Source organism: Pseudonocardia sp. MH-G8, from assembly GCF_002262885.1.
GTDB lineage: Bacteria > Actinomycetota > Actinomycetes > Mycobacteriales > Pseudonocardiaceae > Pseudonocardia.
Genome location: NZ_NKYF01000004.1, coordinates 248,313 through 261,320, shown reverse-complemented (window position 1 = coordinate 261,320; position 13,008 = coordinate 248,313). Strand labels below are relative to the sequence as shown.

Genomic DNA, 13,008 nt, shown 5'->3' with positions numbered 1-13,008 from the left:
GGCACGCCGCCGTGGCGGTCCCCACGCTCGTCCTGCCGATCCGGGAGTTCCTGCTCGCCGGTCTGACGGCGACGGTCGTGACGTTCCTGCTGGTCGGGCCCGTGCGTGTGCTCGCGCTCCGGCTCGGAGCGGTGGCCTGGCCGCGCAAGCGCGACGTGCACGTCACGCCCACCCCGCGCTGGGGCGGCCTCGCCATGCTCGGGGGAGTGCTCGCCGGCGTCGGCATGGCCTACCAGCTGCCCGCGCTGCGCCTCGCGTTCGACAACAACGCGTCCGAGGTGCTCGGCGTGCTGGGCGCCGCACTGCTGCTCGCGGCCGTCGGGGCGCTGGACGACCGCTACGACCTGGACGCGCTCACCAAGTTCGCGGGCCAGACCACGGCCGCCGGGATCCTGGTGATCTTCGGTGTCCAGTGGACGGTGTTCTTCGTGCCGTGGGGTGGCGGCGGCTCCGGTGAGTCCGGCTCGCTGCTCGTGCTCGGCCAGGAGCAGGGCGTGCTGATCACGGTGCTGCTGACGGTGGCGCTGGTCAACGCGATGAACTTCGTCGACGGGCTGGACGGGCTCGCCGCCGGGGTGGGCATGATCGCCGCGGCCGCGGTCGGGCTCTTCGCGGTCGGCCTGGTCGGCCGCGTCGGCAACGATCCCTCGGTCTACTCGCCCGCCCTGATCGCGGCGGTGCTCGCCGGAGCCTGCCTCGGCTTCCTGCCGCACAACTTCAACCCCGCCCGGATCTTCATGGGCGACTCCGGCTCGATGCTCATCGGCCTGCTGCTCGCGGCGGCCACCACGAGCGCATCGGGCAAGATCTCCATCATCGGCGCGGACGCCACCGACATGCTGGCCCTGTTCGCGCCGCTGATCGTGCTGGCCGCAGTGGTGTTCGTGCCGTTGCTCGACCTGCTCATGGCCGTGGTCCGGCGCACCCGCAAGGGGCTGAGCCCGTTCGCGCCGGACAAGATGCACCTGCACCACCGGCTGCTCGAGATCGGGCACAGCCAGCGGCGCGCGGTGCTCCTGATCTACCTGTGGGCCGGCCTGCTGGCGTTCGGCGCGGTGGCGCTGGCGCTGATCGACGACCCGTTCATCGTGCTGTGCGTGGTGGGGGTGGGCCTGGTCGTGGCCGTGCTCGCCTCCGCCATCCCGAGAGCGAGGGCCAAATGACCGACTTGCACCCCCGAGTCGTCCCGGGGGCCACCGTTAGTTAGCACACCGCAGCGTCATCTGCGTTCGGCCCACTGACCCCCGAGGTACGAACCCGACCGGTCTCGCCTGGCGCGATCGTGATGCAAGGAGAGTCGGGCCAGCCGGCGATAACAGCACGGGCGTCGATGGTGTGCGAGCAGGCATTCCTGATGTCGGCGTAGGTGGACCCTTCATCCTGGTACACGCGGACCAGCTGTGCGCAGCCAGCGGCAGACTCGGCCGCAGCTGCAGGCCCAGCCGCAGCCGCAGGCGCAGCGGTCAGAACGAACGAAGACATCGAGATGAGGGGGATGGTCAGGAGGAATGCGGTTCGTCTTGGCAAGGTCGGCTCCTCGGTGTGAATGGTGTCAATCAACTAGCCATGGCACTGAAGCATGTGTCCATGTGGCGGATCGAAGTATGCATCGCCGACGCCGATTTTCAGCCAGATCCAGCTGAAACTGTTTGCGATAGTGAACGTTGTCAGGACCGGGCGATCGTGGGTAGACATGATCAGGTTGGCATCCAGCCCATGGTCGAGGGGGCAGGGCCGCTGTGGTGATCGCTCCGGTCTGCCACTGGACGCAGGCGACCAGACTGGTCCGGCGCGGAGCGGCGGGGGGCAGGCCGGCGTAGCCCTGTGCGTAGCAGTGCTACGGACTGTGCTGCCGGCAGCTCTCGTCGTCGGCCAGTGGGCAGACCGAGGGAGAACGGGTCGGCTGCCAGGGTGGCGGAGGGCTTCGGGATGGACCGGCCGTGCCGCAGAATTGATCAAGGTCTGTGGTTGCAGAGATGCGCCGATGCGGTTCTGGCGCCGCAGCCATCGATCATGTCGACCTGCCGCCCGAGCGACCGGTGCCCGGCGGGGGCGGTCGGTGCGGACGCTGTGATCGCCAGGACCGGGACCTGGCGCCCACCAGTGGCTGCGAGTCCGGGTTGCACCGATCATCGGCCATTGCCCGCCCGCGGGCCGTGGGGGCGGTCGTCATCGCGCATGCCCTAAAACTGCGTTGATCACCGGTTGGGTGCACGAACGGCCGGATACGGCCGCCCGTGCACCCAACCGATGACCATGCTTCTGGCCCGCGCTTCCGGCCCCGCCACGGCACCCGCCGCACAGATCACGAGGCCTCGCAGTGGTGGGAGGCCACTCGCTGCTGTGACGGTCATCGCGGGAGCGCCCTGACTGACATATTCGTGGAGGGGAAGTGCGGTGTGTTCGTCAGGGGCTCGACATGAACTGGGTAGTCGCGGCGGGTGCCCGCTGCCGCTTCCGCCGCACGGGTGTTGCTACGTTCGAGGCGGCGGGGATCGGCCTGGTCGTGGCCGTGCTGTCCCTGTCATCCCGAGAGTGAGGGCCAGATGACCACACCCCGACCCGAACCCGAGAAGGACGCCCCGCACGTCGGCACCGTGCTCCGCCTCGCCGCGGCGATGCAGCGCTCCGCCGCGATCATCACCGCGATCGTCGCCGTGATCGCGTTCGTCGTCGGGTTCCTGCTGCGAGGCAGCCCCGGCCTGGTCGGGGCGATCGTCGGCGCCGTGATCGGGGGAGCGCTCGGCTGGCTGGGTACCTGGGTCATGGCGCGCACGGCCCGGGCCAGCCCGGCAGGCGTGATGATCGGTGCGATGGCCGCGTTCGGCGTGAAGATCGTCGTCATGCTGGTGTTCCTGCTGTTGTTCCAGGGCACCACGCTGTTCGACAGCCGGGCGTTTGCCTTCAGCCTGCTGGCCGTGACGGCGGCGTGGATCGTCGGCGAGGTCGTCGGCTTCGTGCGGACGCGCATACCCGCCGTCGACATCTGAAACGACCCCCGATCGGGTGTACGGCGACGGTGTGATCGGGGTCTCCATGGGACCCCGATCACTCGACGAAGGCCTCGTCGCGGCCGTTCTACAGGCGATAGAGCCCGGCGGGCCCGCGTTCCGGGTCGTCGGACGCGCCGAACTGGCCCGCCTCGACGTCCACCGAGGTCATCCCTGGTAAAGAGTTGCTAACCCGCCTGATATGGTCCGTCTCGATGGAGCCGGACCAGTCGCGCGACGGCGGTACTCAACCGCCACCGCCGGGCGACGCGTGGACCGCTCTGTCCTATCTCCTGTCCGGCTTCCTCCTCTTCGGAGCGGTCGGGTGGGGGTTGGACGCACTGCTGGGTACGGGTGCCTTCCTGCCGGTCGGCTTGCTGTTCGGCGGGGCTGCCTCGTTGTACTTGATCTACATCAGGTACGTTAAGTCCTGATCGTCACGATTCTGCCGCCCTGGATCCCCCGGACGGCGGAACCGGAAGGAGCACTGGGTGACCATCCCGGCCACCGCCCCAAACCCCGGCTTCGACGCGCCGGGTGTCGAGGACTTCCAGTTGCCACCGATCTTCGGTGAAGTCACGAAGCCGGTCGTGCTGTTCGTCCTCGCCGCGGTCATCGTGTACGCCTTCTTCGCCTACACCGTGCGGCGCCCGGCGCTGGTCCCGGGCAAGGGGCAGTTCCTCGGCGAGTCCTTCCACGGGATCGTGCGGAACTCGATCGCCCGCGACAACATCGGGCACGAGTACCTCAAGTACGTCCCGTTCCTGACCACGCTGTTCGCCTTCATCCTGGTGAACAACCTGTTCGGGATCGTCCCGCTCATCCAGTTCCCGACGTTCTCGCACCCGGGAGTGGCCTACGCACTGGCCGGGATGGTGTGGCTCACCTACAACGTGATCGGCATCCAGCGGCACGGGTTCATCGGCTACCTGCGGGTGTCGACCTGGCCGCCGGGCGTGCCGTGGTGGGTGCGGATCGTGCTCACGCCGATCGAGTTCCTGTCGAACATCCTGCTCCGGCCGGTCACGCTGTCACTGCGACTGTTCGGCAACATGTTCGCAGGTCACCTGCTGCTGCTGGTGTTCATCCTCGGTGGCGAGTACATGCTGCTGCACTCCGGGTCGATCCTGCTCGGGATCCTGTCCCCGTTCGCCTTCGCGCTCGGGATCGTGTTCACGTTCTTCGAGGCGTTCATCCAGGTCGTGCAGGCCTACATCTTCACGATCCTCACCGCCTCCTACATCGGCAGCGTGCTCGCCGACGACCACTAGGTCGCCCCGCCCCATGACTGACGGGTCCGCGGGAGGTGCCGCGGGCCGGAGGAAAGGAAAGCAATGAACATCGTCGGTAACCTGAACGTCATCGGTTACGGCCTGTCTGCGATCGGCCCGGGGATCGGCGTCGGCATCGTCTTCGCCGCGTTCATCAACGGCGTCGCCCGCCAGCCGGAAGCCCGCGGCCAGCTGCAGGGCATCGCGTTCATCGGGTTCGCTCTCTCCGAGGCGCTGGCGATCCTGGGCCTCGTGCTCGCGTTCGCGCTGCCCGGAGCCTGACCCAGCACAACGCCGGGTAGGCGGAGGAGACACCCATGATCAGCACCGTTCTGGCGGCCGAGGAACTCAACCCCCTCGTCCCGCACACCGTCGAGATCATCGTCGGCACCATCGCTTTCCTCGTGCTGCTGTTCGTGCTCTGGAAGACGGTCTTCCCCCAGTTCGAGAAGATCTACGCCGAGCGCACGGACAAGATCGAGGGCGGGCTGAAGCGGGCCGAAGAGGCTCAGCAGGAGGCCAACGACCTCAAGCGGCAGTACGAGGAGCAGCTCGCCGGCCTCCGTGCCGAGGCGGCCCGCATCCGCGACGACGCCCGCGCCGAGGGGCAGCAGATCAAGGCCGAGCTGCGCGCCCAGGCGGAGGAAGAGGCCGCACGCATCCGGGCCCGCGGCGACGAGCAGATCGCGGCGGCCCGCGAGCAGGCCACACGGCAGCTCCGCGGCGAGATCGGTGGGCTTTCGGTTCAGCTCGCCGAGCGCCTCATCGGCGGCTCGCTGGCCGACGACAGCCGTCGCTCGGCCACCGTCGACTCGTTCCTGACGGAGCTGGACGGCATGGCCGGTCGCGGCACGCCGACCCCCGCCGGCGGAGCGAGCTGATGGCCGCGGTCCTCGCGGCGGCGAGCCGGGAGGCGATGGCTTCGGCCGACGCCCGGCTCGACGCCTACGCCGACTCGGCGCAGGCCGCCGATCTGCAGCGGCTCGGTGACGAGCTGTTCGCGGTCACGCGCCTGCTCGTCGAGCAGCGGGCGCTGCGGCGGCTGCTCGCCGACCCGTCGTCGCCGGAGGCCGCCCGCACGGGCCTGGTGGAGCGGCTGCTCGCGCAGCAGCTCGGCGCGCCGACCCTCGACGTCGCGAAGCAGCTCGTGGCCGCGCGCTGGTCGCGGCCCGGCGATCTGGTGAGCGCGTTCGAGTCGATCGCGCGGCAGGCACTGCTCGCCGTCGCGGAGAAGGACGGCTCGCTCGACGACGTCGAGGACGAGCTGTTCCGGTTCGGGCGCGTCCTGGACCGGGAGCCCCAGCTGGGCAGCCTGCTCTCCGACACCACCAACCCTGCCGAGGGGCGCGTCGCGCTGCTCGACCGGCTGGTGGGTGGCAAGGCCTCGCCCGTCACGGTCGCGCTGCTGCGCCACAGCGTCCAGCTGCCGCGGTCGCGGCACCTCGACGTCGTGAGCGAGGAGCTGGCCGAGCTCGCGGCGGGCCGCCGGGAGCGGTCGGTCGCCCGTGTCACCTCGCCGGTGGCTCTTTCGCCCGAGCAGGAGCAGAAGCTCACCGACTCGCTGACCCGCCTTTACGCACGACCGATCTCGCTGCAGGTCGAGCTGGACCCGCGCCTGCTGGGCGGGCTGGTCGTGCAGGTCGGCGGCGAGGTCATCGACGGAAGTGTGGCGAGCAAGCTCGCCGCCGCGCGCCGCTCCCTCCCCAGCTGACCACTGAGAACGCACCGACAGAAGGACAGACGACAGCCATGACAGAGCTGACGATCTCCTCCGAGGAGATCCGGAGTGCGATCTCCAGCTACGTCTCGTCGCTGGAGACCGACACCTCCCGTGAAGAGGTGGGCACCGTCTCCGACACCGGCGACGGCATCGCCCACGTCGAGGGCCTGCCCTCGGCGATGACCAACGAGCTCCTCGAGTTCGAAGGCGGCGTGCAGGGTGTCGCGCTGAACCTGGACGTGCACGAGATCGGTGCCGTCATCCTCGGCGAGTACTCCCACATCGAGGAGGGGCAGTCGGTCAAGCGCACCGGCAACATCCTCTCGGTGCCCGTCGGGGACGGTTTCCTCGGGCGGGTCGTCGACCCGCTCGGCAAGGCGATCGACGGGCTCGGGGACATCGAGGCCGAGACCAACCGCGTGCTGGAGCTGCAGGCGGCGTCGGTGGTGGAGCGCCAGGAGGTCCGCGAGCCGCTGCAGACCGGCATCAAGGCCATCGACGCGATGACGCCGATCGGCCGCGGCCAGCGCCAGCTGGTGATCGGTGACCGCAAGACCGGCAAGACCGCGGTCTGCGTCGACACGATCATCAACCAGAAGCAGAACTGGGCCACCGGCGACCCGAAGCAGCAGGTGCGCTGCATCTACGTCGCGATCGGGCAGAAGGGCTCCACGATCGCCGGCATCCGGCAGTCGCTGGAGGACGCGGGCGCGCTGGAGTACACCACCATCGTCGCCGCTCCCGCCTCCGACCCGGCCGGCTACAAGTGGCTCGCGCCCTACACCGGCTCCGCGCTCGGGCAGCACTGGATGTACCAGGGCAAGCACGTCCTGATCGTCTTCGACGACCTGTCCAAGCAGGCCGAGGCCTACCGCGCGATCTCGCTGCTGCTGCGTCGCCCGCCGGGCCGCGAGGCCTACCCCGGCGACGTCTTCTACTTGCACTCGCGGCTGCTGGAGCGTTGCGCGAAGCTGTCGGACGAGCTCGGCGCGGGCTCGATGACCGGCCTGCCGATCATCGAGACGAAGGCCAACGACGTGTCGGCCTACATCCCGACGAACGTCATCTCGATCACCGACGGGCAGTGCTTCCTAGAGTCCGACCTGTTCAACCAGGGCGTGCGCCCGGCGATCAACGTCGGCATCTCGGTGTCCCGCGTCGGTGGTTCGGCGCAGGTGCGCGCGATGCGCACGGTGTCCGGCTCGCTGCGCCTGGACCTCTCGCAGTACCGCGAGCTGGAGGCGTTCGCCGCCTTCGGTTCCGACCTCGACGCCGCGTCCGCGGCCTCGCTGGAGCGCGGTGCACGCCTGGTGGAGCTGCTCAAGCAGGCCCAGTACCAGCCGCAGGCCGTCGAGGAGCAGGTCGTCTCGATCTTCCTCGGCACCCGCGGGCACCTCGACTCGGTGCCGGTCGCCGACGTCCGGCGTTTCGAGACGGACTTCCTCGACCACGTCCGTCGCAACCACGACGGGATCTTCGGCGAGGTCCGCGACACCGGGAAGCTCTCCGACGAGCTCGCCGAGCGCATCGTGAAGACCGTGAAGGACTTCAAGAAGGAGTTCACCGCGTCCGACGGCTCGTCGGTGGTGCCGAAGGAGGCGCAGGCCGAAGCGCTGGACGAGGACGAGGTCGATCGCGAGTCGGTCAAGGTCAACAAGCCCGCGCCGGCCTCGAGCTAGACGACGGCGAAGCTGAGGAGCAGCGGATGGCGGCACAGATTCGCGTGCTGCGGCGGCGGATCCGGTCGACGCAGTCCATCAAGAAGATCACGCGCGCGATGGAGCTCATCGCGACGTCGCGGATCATGAAGGCGAGGGCTCGCGTCGACGCGGCGCGCCCGTACGCCGAGCAGATCACGGCCGTGCTCAGCGAGCTGGCCAACAACTCGGCGCTCGACCACCCGCTGCTCGTCGAGCGCGAGCAGCCCAAGCGCGCCGCGGTGCTGGTCGTCACCAGCGACCGCGGGCAGTGCGGTGGCTACAACGCCAACGTCCTCAAGGAAGCGGAGCAGCTGCAGCAGCTGCTGCGCGAGCAGGGCAAGGAACCGGTGCTCTACGTCATCGGCCGCAAGGGCGTGAGCTACTACCGCTTCCGCAAGCGCAAGGTCGAGCAGGCCTGGACCGGCTTCTCCGAGCAGCCCACCTACGGCGACGCCGCCGAGGCCGCGCGGGTGCTCGTGGCGGCCTTCATGGCCGGCAGCGACGACTCCGGGGACGCTCCCGGTGAGGACGGCATCCACGGCGTCGACGAGCTGCACCTGGTGTACACGCAGTTCAAGAACATGGTCACCCAGGTGCCGCAGGCCCGGCGGATGGCTCCGCTCGAGGTCGAGTACGAGGCCGACACCGTCGGTGCGCCCGGCGGCGACGTCGAGGAGCGGCGGGAGGCTGCGCAGCAGTCCTCGGGCGAGGTCGCGCCGCTGTACGAGTTCGAGCCGAGCCCGGATTCGCTGTTCGACGCACTGCTGCCCAAGTACATCGGGGCGCGGCTCTTCGCCGCGCTGCTCGAGGCGGCTGCCTCGGAGTCGGCCAACCGCCAGCGGGCGATGAAGGCCGCAACCGACAACGCCAACGAGTTGATCCGTACCCTGACACTGCAGGCCAACCAGGCCCGTCAGGCGCAGATCACCCAGGAGATCAGTGAGATCGTCGGTGGGGCCGACGCTCTCGTCAGCGCAGGGAGTGAGAGCTGAGATGACCGCCACCGCAGAGACCCAGCCACAGTCGACCCAGAACACCGCAGGCCGGGTCGTCCGCGTCACCGGCCCGGTCGTCGACGTCGAGTTCCCCCGCGGCTCCGTGCCGGAGCTCTACAGCGCCCTCACGGTCGACGTCGAGTTCGGGGACCTCGCCAAGAAGCTCACCCTCGAGGTGGCCCAGCACCTGGGCGACCACCTGGTGCGCACCATCTCGATGCAGCCGACCGACGGCCTGATCCGCGGCCAGAACGTCACCGACCTCGGCCGCCCGATCTCGGTGCCGGTGGGCGAGCAGGTCAAGGGCCACGTGTTCAACGCGCTCGGCGAGTGCCTGGACAAGCCCGACCTGGAGATCACCGGCGAGCTGTGGGGCATCCACCGGTCGGCGCCGAACTTCGACCAGCTCGAGGGTCGCACCGAGATGCTGGAGACCGGCATCAAGGTCATCGACCTCCTCACCCCGTACGTGCAGGGCGGCAAGATCGGCCTGTTCGGTGGTGCCGGTGTCGGCAAGACGGTGCTCATCCAGGAGATGATCACCCGTGTCGCCAAGAACTTCGGCGGCACGTCGGTGTTCGCCGGTGTCGGCGAGCGCACCCGTGAGGGCAACGACCTCATCACGGAGATGACCGAGTCCGGCGTCATCAACGACACCGCGCTGGTGTTCGGGCAGATGGACGAGCCGCCCGGCACGCGTATGCGGGTGGCCCTGTCGGCCCTGACGATGGCGGAGTACTTCCGTGACGAGCTGAACCAGGACGTTCTGCTCTTCATCGACAACATCTTCCGGTTCACGCAGGCCGGGTCCGAGGTCTCCACGCTGCTCGGCCGCATGCCGTCCGCGGTGGGCTACCAGCCGACCCTGGCCGACGAGATGGGCGAGCTGCAGGAGCGGATCACCTCCACCCGCGGCCGTTCGATCACCTCGATGCAGGCGATCTACGTGCCGGCGGACGACTACACCGACCCGGCGCCCGCCACCACGTTCGCGCACCTCGACGCCACCACGGAGCTCTCCCGCCCGATCTCCCAGAAGGGGATCTACCCGGCGGTGGACCCGCTGACGTCGACGTCGCGGATCCTGGACCCGCAGTACGTCGGTGACGAGCACTTCCGGGTGGCCAACGAGGTCAAGCGGATCCTGCAGAAGTACAACGACCTGCAGGACATCATCGCCATCCTCGGCATCGACGAGCTCTCCGAGGAGGATCGCCAGCTGGTGGGCCGTGCGCGGCGCATCGAGCGGTTCCTCTCGCAGAACCTGCTGGTCGCCCAGCAGTTCACCGGTCAGGAGGGCTCGACGGTCCCGCTGAAGGAGACCATCGAGTCGTTCGACAAGATCGCCAAGGGCGAGTTCGACGACGTCCCCGAGCAGGCCTTCTTCCTCTGCGGTGGCCTCGAGGACCTCGACAAGAACCGCAAGAAGCTCGAGGGCTGATCGGGTGCCCACGCACGACGAAGGAGTGGGTCATTGGCTGAGATGACCGTGGAGCTGGTCGCGGTCGAGCGGCGGATCTGGTCGGGATCGGCCAACTTCGTGCTCGCCCGCACCACCGTGGGTGAGATCGGGGTCCTGCCCGGCCACGAGGCCACGCTCGCGCAGCTGGAGGACTCGGGCGTCGTCCGCGTGGACGGCACCGATGGCACCTCCACCACGCTGGCGGTGCACGGCGGGTTCCTCTCGATCACGCCGGAGACCGTCACGGTGCTGGCCGAGTACGCCGAGCTGGCCGACGAGATCGACGTCTCGAGGGCCCGTGGATCGCGGGACCGTGCCGACACCTCCGACCCCGAAGGCGTCGCTGCCGCGGCGCGGGCGAACGCGCGGCTCAGAGCCGCGGGCGTCGCGGACTAGGCCGCGGATGGAAGCAACGGCGCTGATCATCAGCATCGTGCTGTTGCTTGCCTGCTTCTGTCTGGGATACCTCGCCTTTCGGAGAGTACGACTCATGCGGGGCGGTGGCGTGGACGTCTGTCTGCGCCGCCGCCCCGCAGCTCGTTTCCGGCTCCGTGCCGGCGACGGCACCGCCGGCTGGCACTTCGGTGTGGGGCGCTACCGGGGCGACGAGCTCGCCTGGTTCCGGCTGACGTCCCTGCGCCCGGGCCCCACGGTCGTGGTCGATCGCACGGAGCTCGAGATCGTCGACCGGCGCACGCCGTCCAACCCCGAGGCCTACGTCATCCCGAGCGGTGCCTCGGTGCTGCACTGCCGCCTCCGGGGCGTGGAGCTGGAGCTCGCCATGGCCCCCGGCGTCCTGACCGGCTTCCTGTCCTGGGTCGAAGCCACACCGCCGGGCCGCACCGGCTACCGCCAGGCCTCCTGACCCACCCCGCGAGTCGCGCTCTCAATCCCGTGAGTCGCGCCCTGAACCCCCGCGTTTCGGGGTCTGCCGCGCGCGTCTCGGGGTCACAGCTGGTGCCTCAGCGCTACGTGAGCGCGCCTGATACTTCTGCGCCGCGGCATCCGCGCACCGACAACGCGAGTTGCCTGCGTGTGGCCGCGACTCGCGGGAGTAAGGCCGCGATTCGCGGGGGTGGGGTCGCGACTCGCGGGGGTGGGGCCGCGATTCGCGGGGGGTGGGGCTGCGATTCGCGGGGGTGGGGTCGCGACTTGCGGGGGGAGGGGCGCGACTCGCGGGTTCAGGGGGCGTCAGGGGTGTGAGGGCCGCCGGGGTGCCAGAGGACGTCGCCGTCGGGGTTGGCCACGCGGCCCAGGATGAACAGCAGGTCGGACAGGCGGTTGAGGTACTTCGCCGTGAGCGGGTTGGTGCGCTCGGGGTCCTCGTCCAGCAGCGCCCAGGCCGAGCGTTCGGCCCGGCGCGAGACGGTGCGGGCCACGTGCAGGTACGCGGCGCCGGGCGTGCCACCGGGCAGGATGAACGAGTCCAGCTTGGGCAGGCCTTCGTTGAACGCGTCGCACCAGCCCTCGAGCCGGGTGACGTACTCCTCGGTGACCCGCAGCGGCGGGTACTGCGGATCCTCGACGATCGGCGCGCAGAGGTCCGCGCCGACGTCGAAGAGGTCGTTCTGCACCTGCCGGAGGGGTTCGACGACCTCCGGTGCCAGGCCGCCGACCGTGACGGCGACGCCGAGCGCGGCGTTGCACTCGTCCGTGTCGGCGTACGCCGTGATGCGGACGTCGGTCTTGCGGACGCGGCTGAAGTCGCCGAGCGCGGTGGTGCCGTCGTCGCCGGTCTTGGTGTAGATCCTGGTCAGGTGCACGGCCATGGGTGTCAGCCTATGTCGGTTGCCGCGTGCCGCTTGCGCCGCACGACGGTGGCGACCACACCCACGAGGGCCATCGGATGATCCGCACGTCGGGGTGCTCCGCGGCGCCGTCGGAGAGGCGGGTCGAGACCACCGGGGCGCCCGCACCAGGCGATGCCCCCCGCCGCCTGCATGGCCGGCGCGGATCGCGACACGCGTGCACCCGACCCGCTCTCCGGGCGTCGGTGTCGCGATCTCAGCGCAGGCCGTTCTCGTCGGCCCACGTGGCCACGGCGGCCGCGATCTCCCGCGGCCGATCCTCCGCGGCGTGGTGTCCGGCCTCGCCGCAGGCCACGATGTCCAGACCGGCGATGTTCTCCGCGCACCACGCCGCCAGGTCGGGGTCGATCATCAGGGTCGGCGAGCCGTCGAACGTCAGCAGGAGCTTCGGCACGTCGGTGCTCTTGGCGAGCCACGCGTCGTAGACCTCGACGCGGGCGACGATCTCGGCCGGCTCGCCGCCGAGCGGGATCTGCTGAGCCCAGGCCAGCACGGGTCGACGGGTCCGCGGGGTCGGGAACGGAGCGAGATAGTCGGCCAGGGTCTCGTCGGTGACCGGCGTGCGCACCCCGCCGGTGTAGGCCATCCGGATGAGCTGGTCGGACTCCAGCAGCTCCTCCCCGCGGGTGCGGACCATGTCGGCGCGGGCCCGCGCCTGCGGCGTCAGTGTGTCCAGGTCGATCGGCTTGATGATCGCTTCGAACAGGGCCAGCCCACGAACCCGCTCGGGGTGCCGGGAGGCCCAGTCGCAGGCGAGCGCCCCGCCCCAGTCGTGGCCGACCAGCACCACGTCGTGGAGTTCGAGGGCATCGAACCAGGCGTCGAGGTAGCGGGTGTGGTCGGCGAACAGGTACGGGATGTCGGGTTTGCCGGACCGACCCATCCCGATCAGGTCGGGCGCGAGCAGCCGCCCCGGCCCGACGTGGGGCAGGACGCCGCGCCACATGTGGGACGAGGCGGGGTTGCCGTGCAGGAAGACGAACGTCGCCCCGCTGCCGGTCTCCGTGTGGTGGATGGTGGAGTCGAGGACGGGGATCACCGGCATCGGGGGCACCCTTCTGG

14 protein-coding genes are annotated in these 13,008 nt (G+C 69.7%); 12 read left to right on the top strand and 2 right to left on the bottom strand.

Going from position 1 to position 13,008, the window contains the following annotated elements:
• The first annotated feature begins 11 nt into the window (after positions 1 to 11).
• From CFP66_RS13330 to CFP66_RS13275, 12 genes are all read left to right on the top strand, one after another.
• Positions 12 to 1,163 carry a glycosyltransferase family 4 protein gene (locus tag CFP66_RS13330; RefSeq protein WP_094923516.1) on the top strand — a complete coding sequence of 384 codons (1,152 nt, stop codon included), beginning with the start codon at positions 12 to 14 and terminating at the stop codon, positions 1,161 to 1,163.
• Positions 1,164 to 2,546: 1,383 nt separating this feature from the next.
• Positions 2,547 to 2,990 (top strand): hypothetical protein, encoded by a 444-nt coding sequence (locus CFP66_RS13325; protein WP_094923515.1) that lies wholly within the window; start codon positions 2,547 to 2,549, stop codon positions 2,988 to 2,990.
• Positions 2,991 to 3,205: 215 nt separating this feature from the next.
• Positions 3,206 to 3,424 carry an AtpZ/AtpI family protein gene (locus CFP66_RS13320; protein ID WP_094923513.1) on the top strand — a complete coding sequence of 73 codons (219 nt, stop codon included), beginning with the start codon at positions 3,206 to 3,208 and terminating at the stop codon, positions 3,422 to 3,424.
• 57 nt (positions 3,425 to 3,481) lie between these two features.
• The gene (gene atpB, locus CFP66_RS13315) at positions 3,482 to 4,261 is read left to right on the top strand and encodes a F0F1 ATP synthase subunit A (RefSeq protein WP_198961424.1); all 780 of its coding nucleotides are present in this window, start codon (positions 3,482 to 3,484) and stop codon (positions 4,259 to 4,261) included.
• Positions 4,262 to 4,324: 63 nt separating this feature from the next.
• A complete protein-coding gene (gene atpE / locus CFP66_RS13310; protein WP_198961423.1) occupies positions 4,325 to 4,543 on the top strand; it encodes an ATP synthase F0 subunit C in 219 nt (72 codons plus the stop codon).
• A 35-nt stretch (positions 4,544 to 4,578) separates the two neighbouring features.
• Positions 4,579 to 5,142, top strand: coding sequence for a F0F1 ATP synthase subunit B (locus CFP66_RS13305; RefSeq protein WP_094923511.1), 564 nt, complete (start codon positions 4,579 to 4,581; stop codon positions 5,140 to 5,142).
• Positions 5,142 to 5,972, top strand: a complete 831-nt coding sequence (locus CFP66_RS13300) for a F0F1 ATP synthase subunit delta (RefSeq protein WP_094923509.1) — start codon at positions 5,142 to 5,144, stop codon at positions 5,970 to 5,972. The genes CFP66_RS13305 and CFP66_RS13300 overlap by 1 nt, the downstream gene beginning before the upstream one ends.
• A 38-nt stretch (positions 5,973 to 6,010) precedes the next feature.
• The gene (gene atpA, locus CFP66_RS13295; RefSeq protein ID WP_094923507.1) at positions 6,011 to 7,660 is read left to right on the top strand and encodes a F0F1 ATP synthase subunit alpha; all 1,650 of its coding nucleotides are present in this window, start codon (positions 6,011 to 6,013) and stop codon (positions 7,658 to 7,660) included.
• A 26-nt stretch (positions 7,661 to 7,686) separates the two neighbouring features.
• On the top strand, positions 7,687 to 8,673 hold the full coding sequence (locus tag CFP66_RS13290) for a F0F1 ATP synthase subunit gamma (RefSeq protein WP_094923505.1): 987 nt from the start codon (positions 7,687 to 7,689) through the stop codon (positions 8,671 to 8,673).
• Position 8,674: 1 nt separating this feature from the next.
• The gene (gene atpD / locus CFP66_RS13285; protein WP_094923503.1) at positions 8,675 to 10,117 is read left to right on the top strand and encodes a F0F1 ATP synthase subunit beta; all 1,443 of its coding nucleotides are present in this window, start codon (positions 8,675 to 8,677) and stop codon (positions 10,115 to 10,117) included.
• 42 nt (positions 10,118 to 10,159) lie between these two features.
• Entirely contained in the window at positions 10,160 to 10,534 is a 375-nt protein-coding gene (locus tag CFP66_RS13280; protein ID WP_198961438.1) for a F0F1 ATP synthase subunit epsilon, read from the top strand.
• 7 nt (positions 10,535 to 10,541) lie between these two features.
• Positions 10,542 to 11,003, top strand: coding sequence for a DUF2550 domain-containing protein (locus CFP66_RS13275; protein WP_094923500.1), 462 nt, complete (start codon positions 10,542 to 10,544; stop codon positions 11,001 to 11,003).
• Positions 11,004 to 11,319: 316 nt separating this feature from the next.
• Here CFP66_RS13275 and CFP66_RS13270 read toward each other — a convergent pair whose 3' ends face one another.
• Together CFP66_RS13270 and CFP66_RS13265 are read right to left on the bottom strand one after the other, a co-directional pair.
• Positions 11,320 to 11,907 carry a cob(I)yrinic acid a,c-diamide adenosyltransferase gene (locus CFP66_RS13270; RefSeq protein ID WP_094923498.1) on the bottom strand — a complete coding sequence of 196 codons (588 nt, stop codon included), beginning with the start codon at positions 11,905 to 11,907 and terminating at the stop codon, positions 11,320 to 11,322.
• Between the two features lie 235 nt (positions 11,908 to 12,142).
• Positions 12,143 to 12,991, bottom strand: coding sequence for a haloalkane dehalogenase (locus CFP66_RS13265; protein WP_094923496.1), 849 nt, complete (start codon positions 12,989 to 12,991; stop codon positions 12,143 to 12,145).
• Positions 12,992 to 13,008: the final 17 nt, after the last annotated feature.

What these genes read in the sequence shown, in the direction of transcription:
- CFP66_RS13325 (WP_094923515.1), top strand. Translation starts at nt 2,547, where the DNA reads ATGACCACACCCCGACCCGAACCCGAGAAGGACGCCCCGCACGTCGGC.
- CFP66_RS13320 (WP_094923513.1), top strand. Translation starts at nt 3,206, where the DNA reads ATGGAGCCGGACCAGTCGCGCGACGGCGGTACTCAACCGCCACCGCCG.
- atpE (WP_198961423.1), top strand. Translation starts at nt 4,325, where the DNA reads ATGAACATCGTCGGTAACCTGAACGTCATCGGTTACGGCCTGTCTGCG.
- CFP66_RS13305 (WP_094923511.1), top strand. Translation starts at nt 4,579, where the DNA reads ATGATCAGCACCGTTCTGGCGGCCGAGGAACTCAACCCCCTCGTCCCG.
- CFP66_RS13300 (WP_094923509.1), top strand. Translation starts at nt 5,142, where the DNA reads ATGGCCGCGGTCCTCGCGGCGGCGAGCCGGGAGGCGATGGCTTCGGCC.
- atpA (WP_094923507.1), top strand. Translation starts at nt 6,011, where the DNA reads ATGACAGAGCTGACGATCTCCTCCGAGGAGATCCGGAGTGCGATCTCC.
- CFP66_RS13290 (WP_094923505.1), top strand. Translation starts at nt 7,687, where the DNA reads ATGGCGGCACAGATTCGCGTGCTGCGGCGGCGGATCCGGTCGACGCAG.
- atpD (WP_094923503.1), top strand. Translation starts at nt 8,675, where the DNA reads ATGACCGCCACCGCAGAGACCCAGCCACAGTCGACCCAGAACACCGCA.
- CFP66_RS13280 (WP_198961438.1), top strand. Translation starts at nt 10,160, where the DNA reads ATGACCGTGGAGCTGGTCGCGGTCGAGCGGCGGATCTGGTCGGGATCG.
- CFP66_RS13275 (WP_094923500.1), top strand. Translation starts at nt 10,542, where the DNA reads ATGGAAGCAACGGCGCTGATCATCAGCATCGTGCTGTTGCTTGCCTGC.
- CFP66_RS13270 (WP_094923498.1), bottom strand. Translation starts at nt 11,907, where the DNA reads ATGGCCGTGCACCTGACCAGGATCTACACCAAGACCGGCGACGACGGC.
- CFP66_RS13265 (WP_094923496.1), bottom strand. Translation starts at nt 12,991, where the DNA reads ATGCCGGTGATCCCCGTCCTCGACTCCACCATCCACCACACGGAGACC.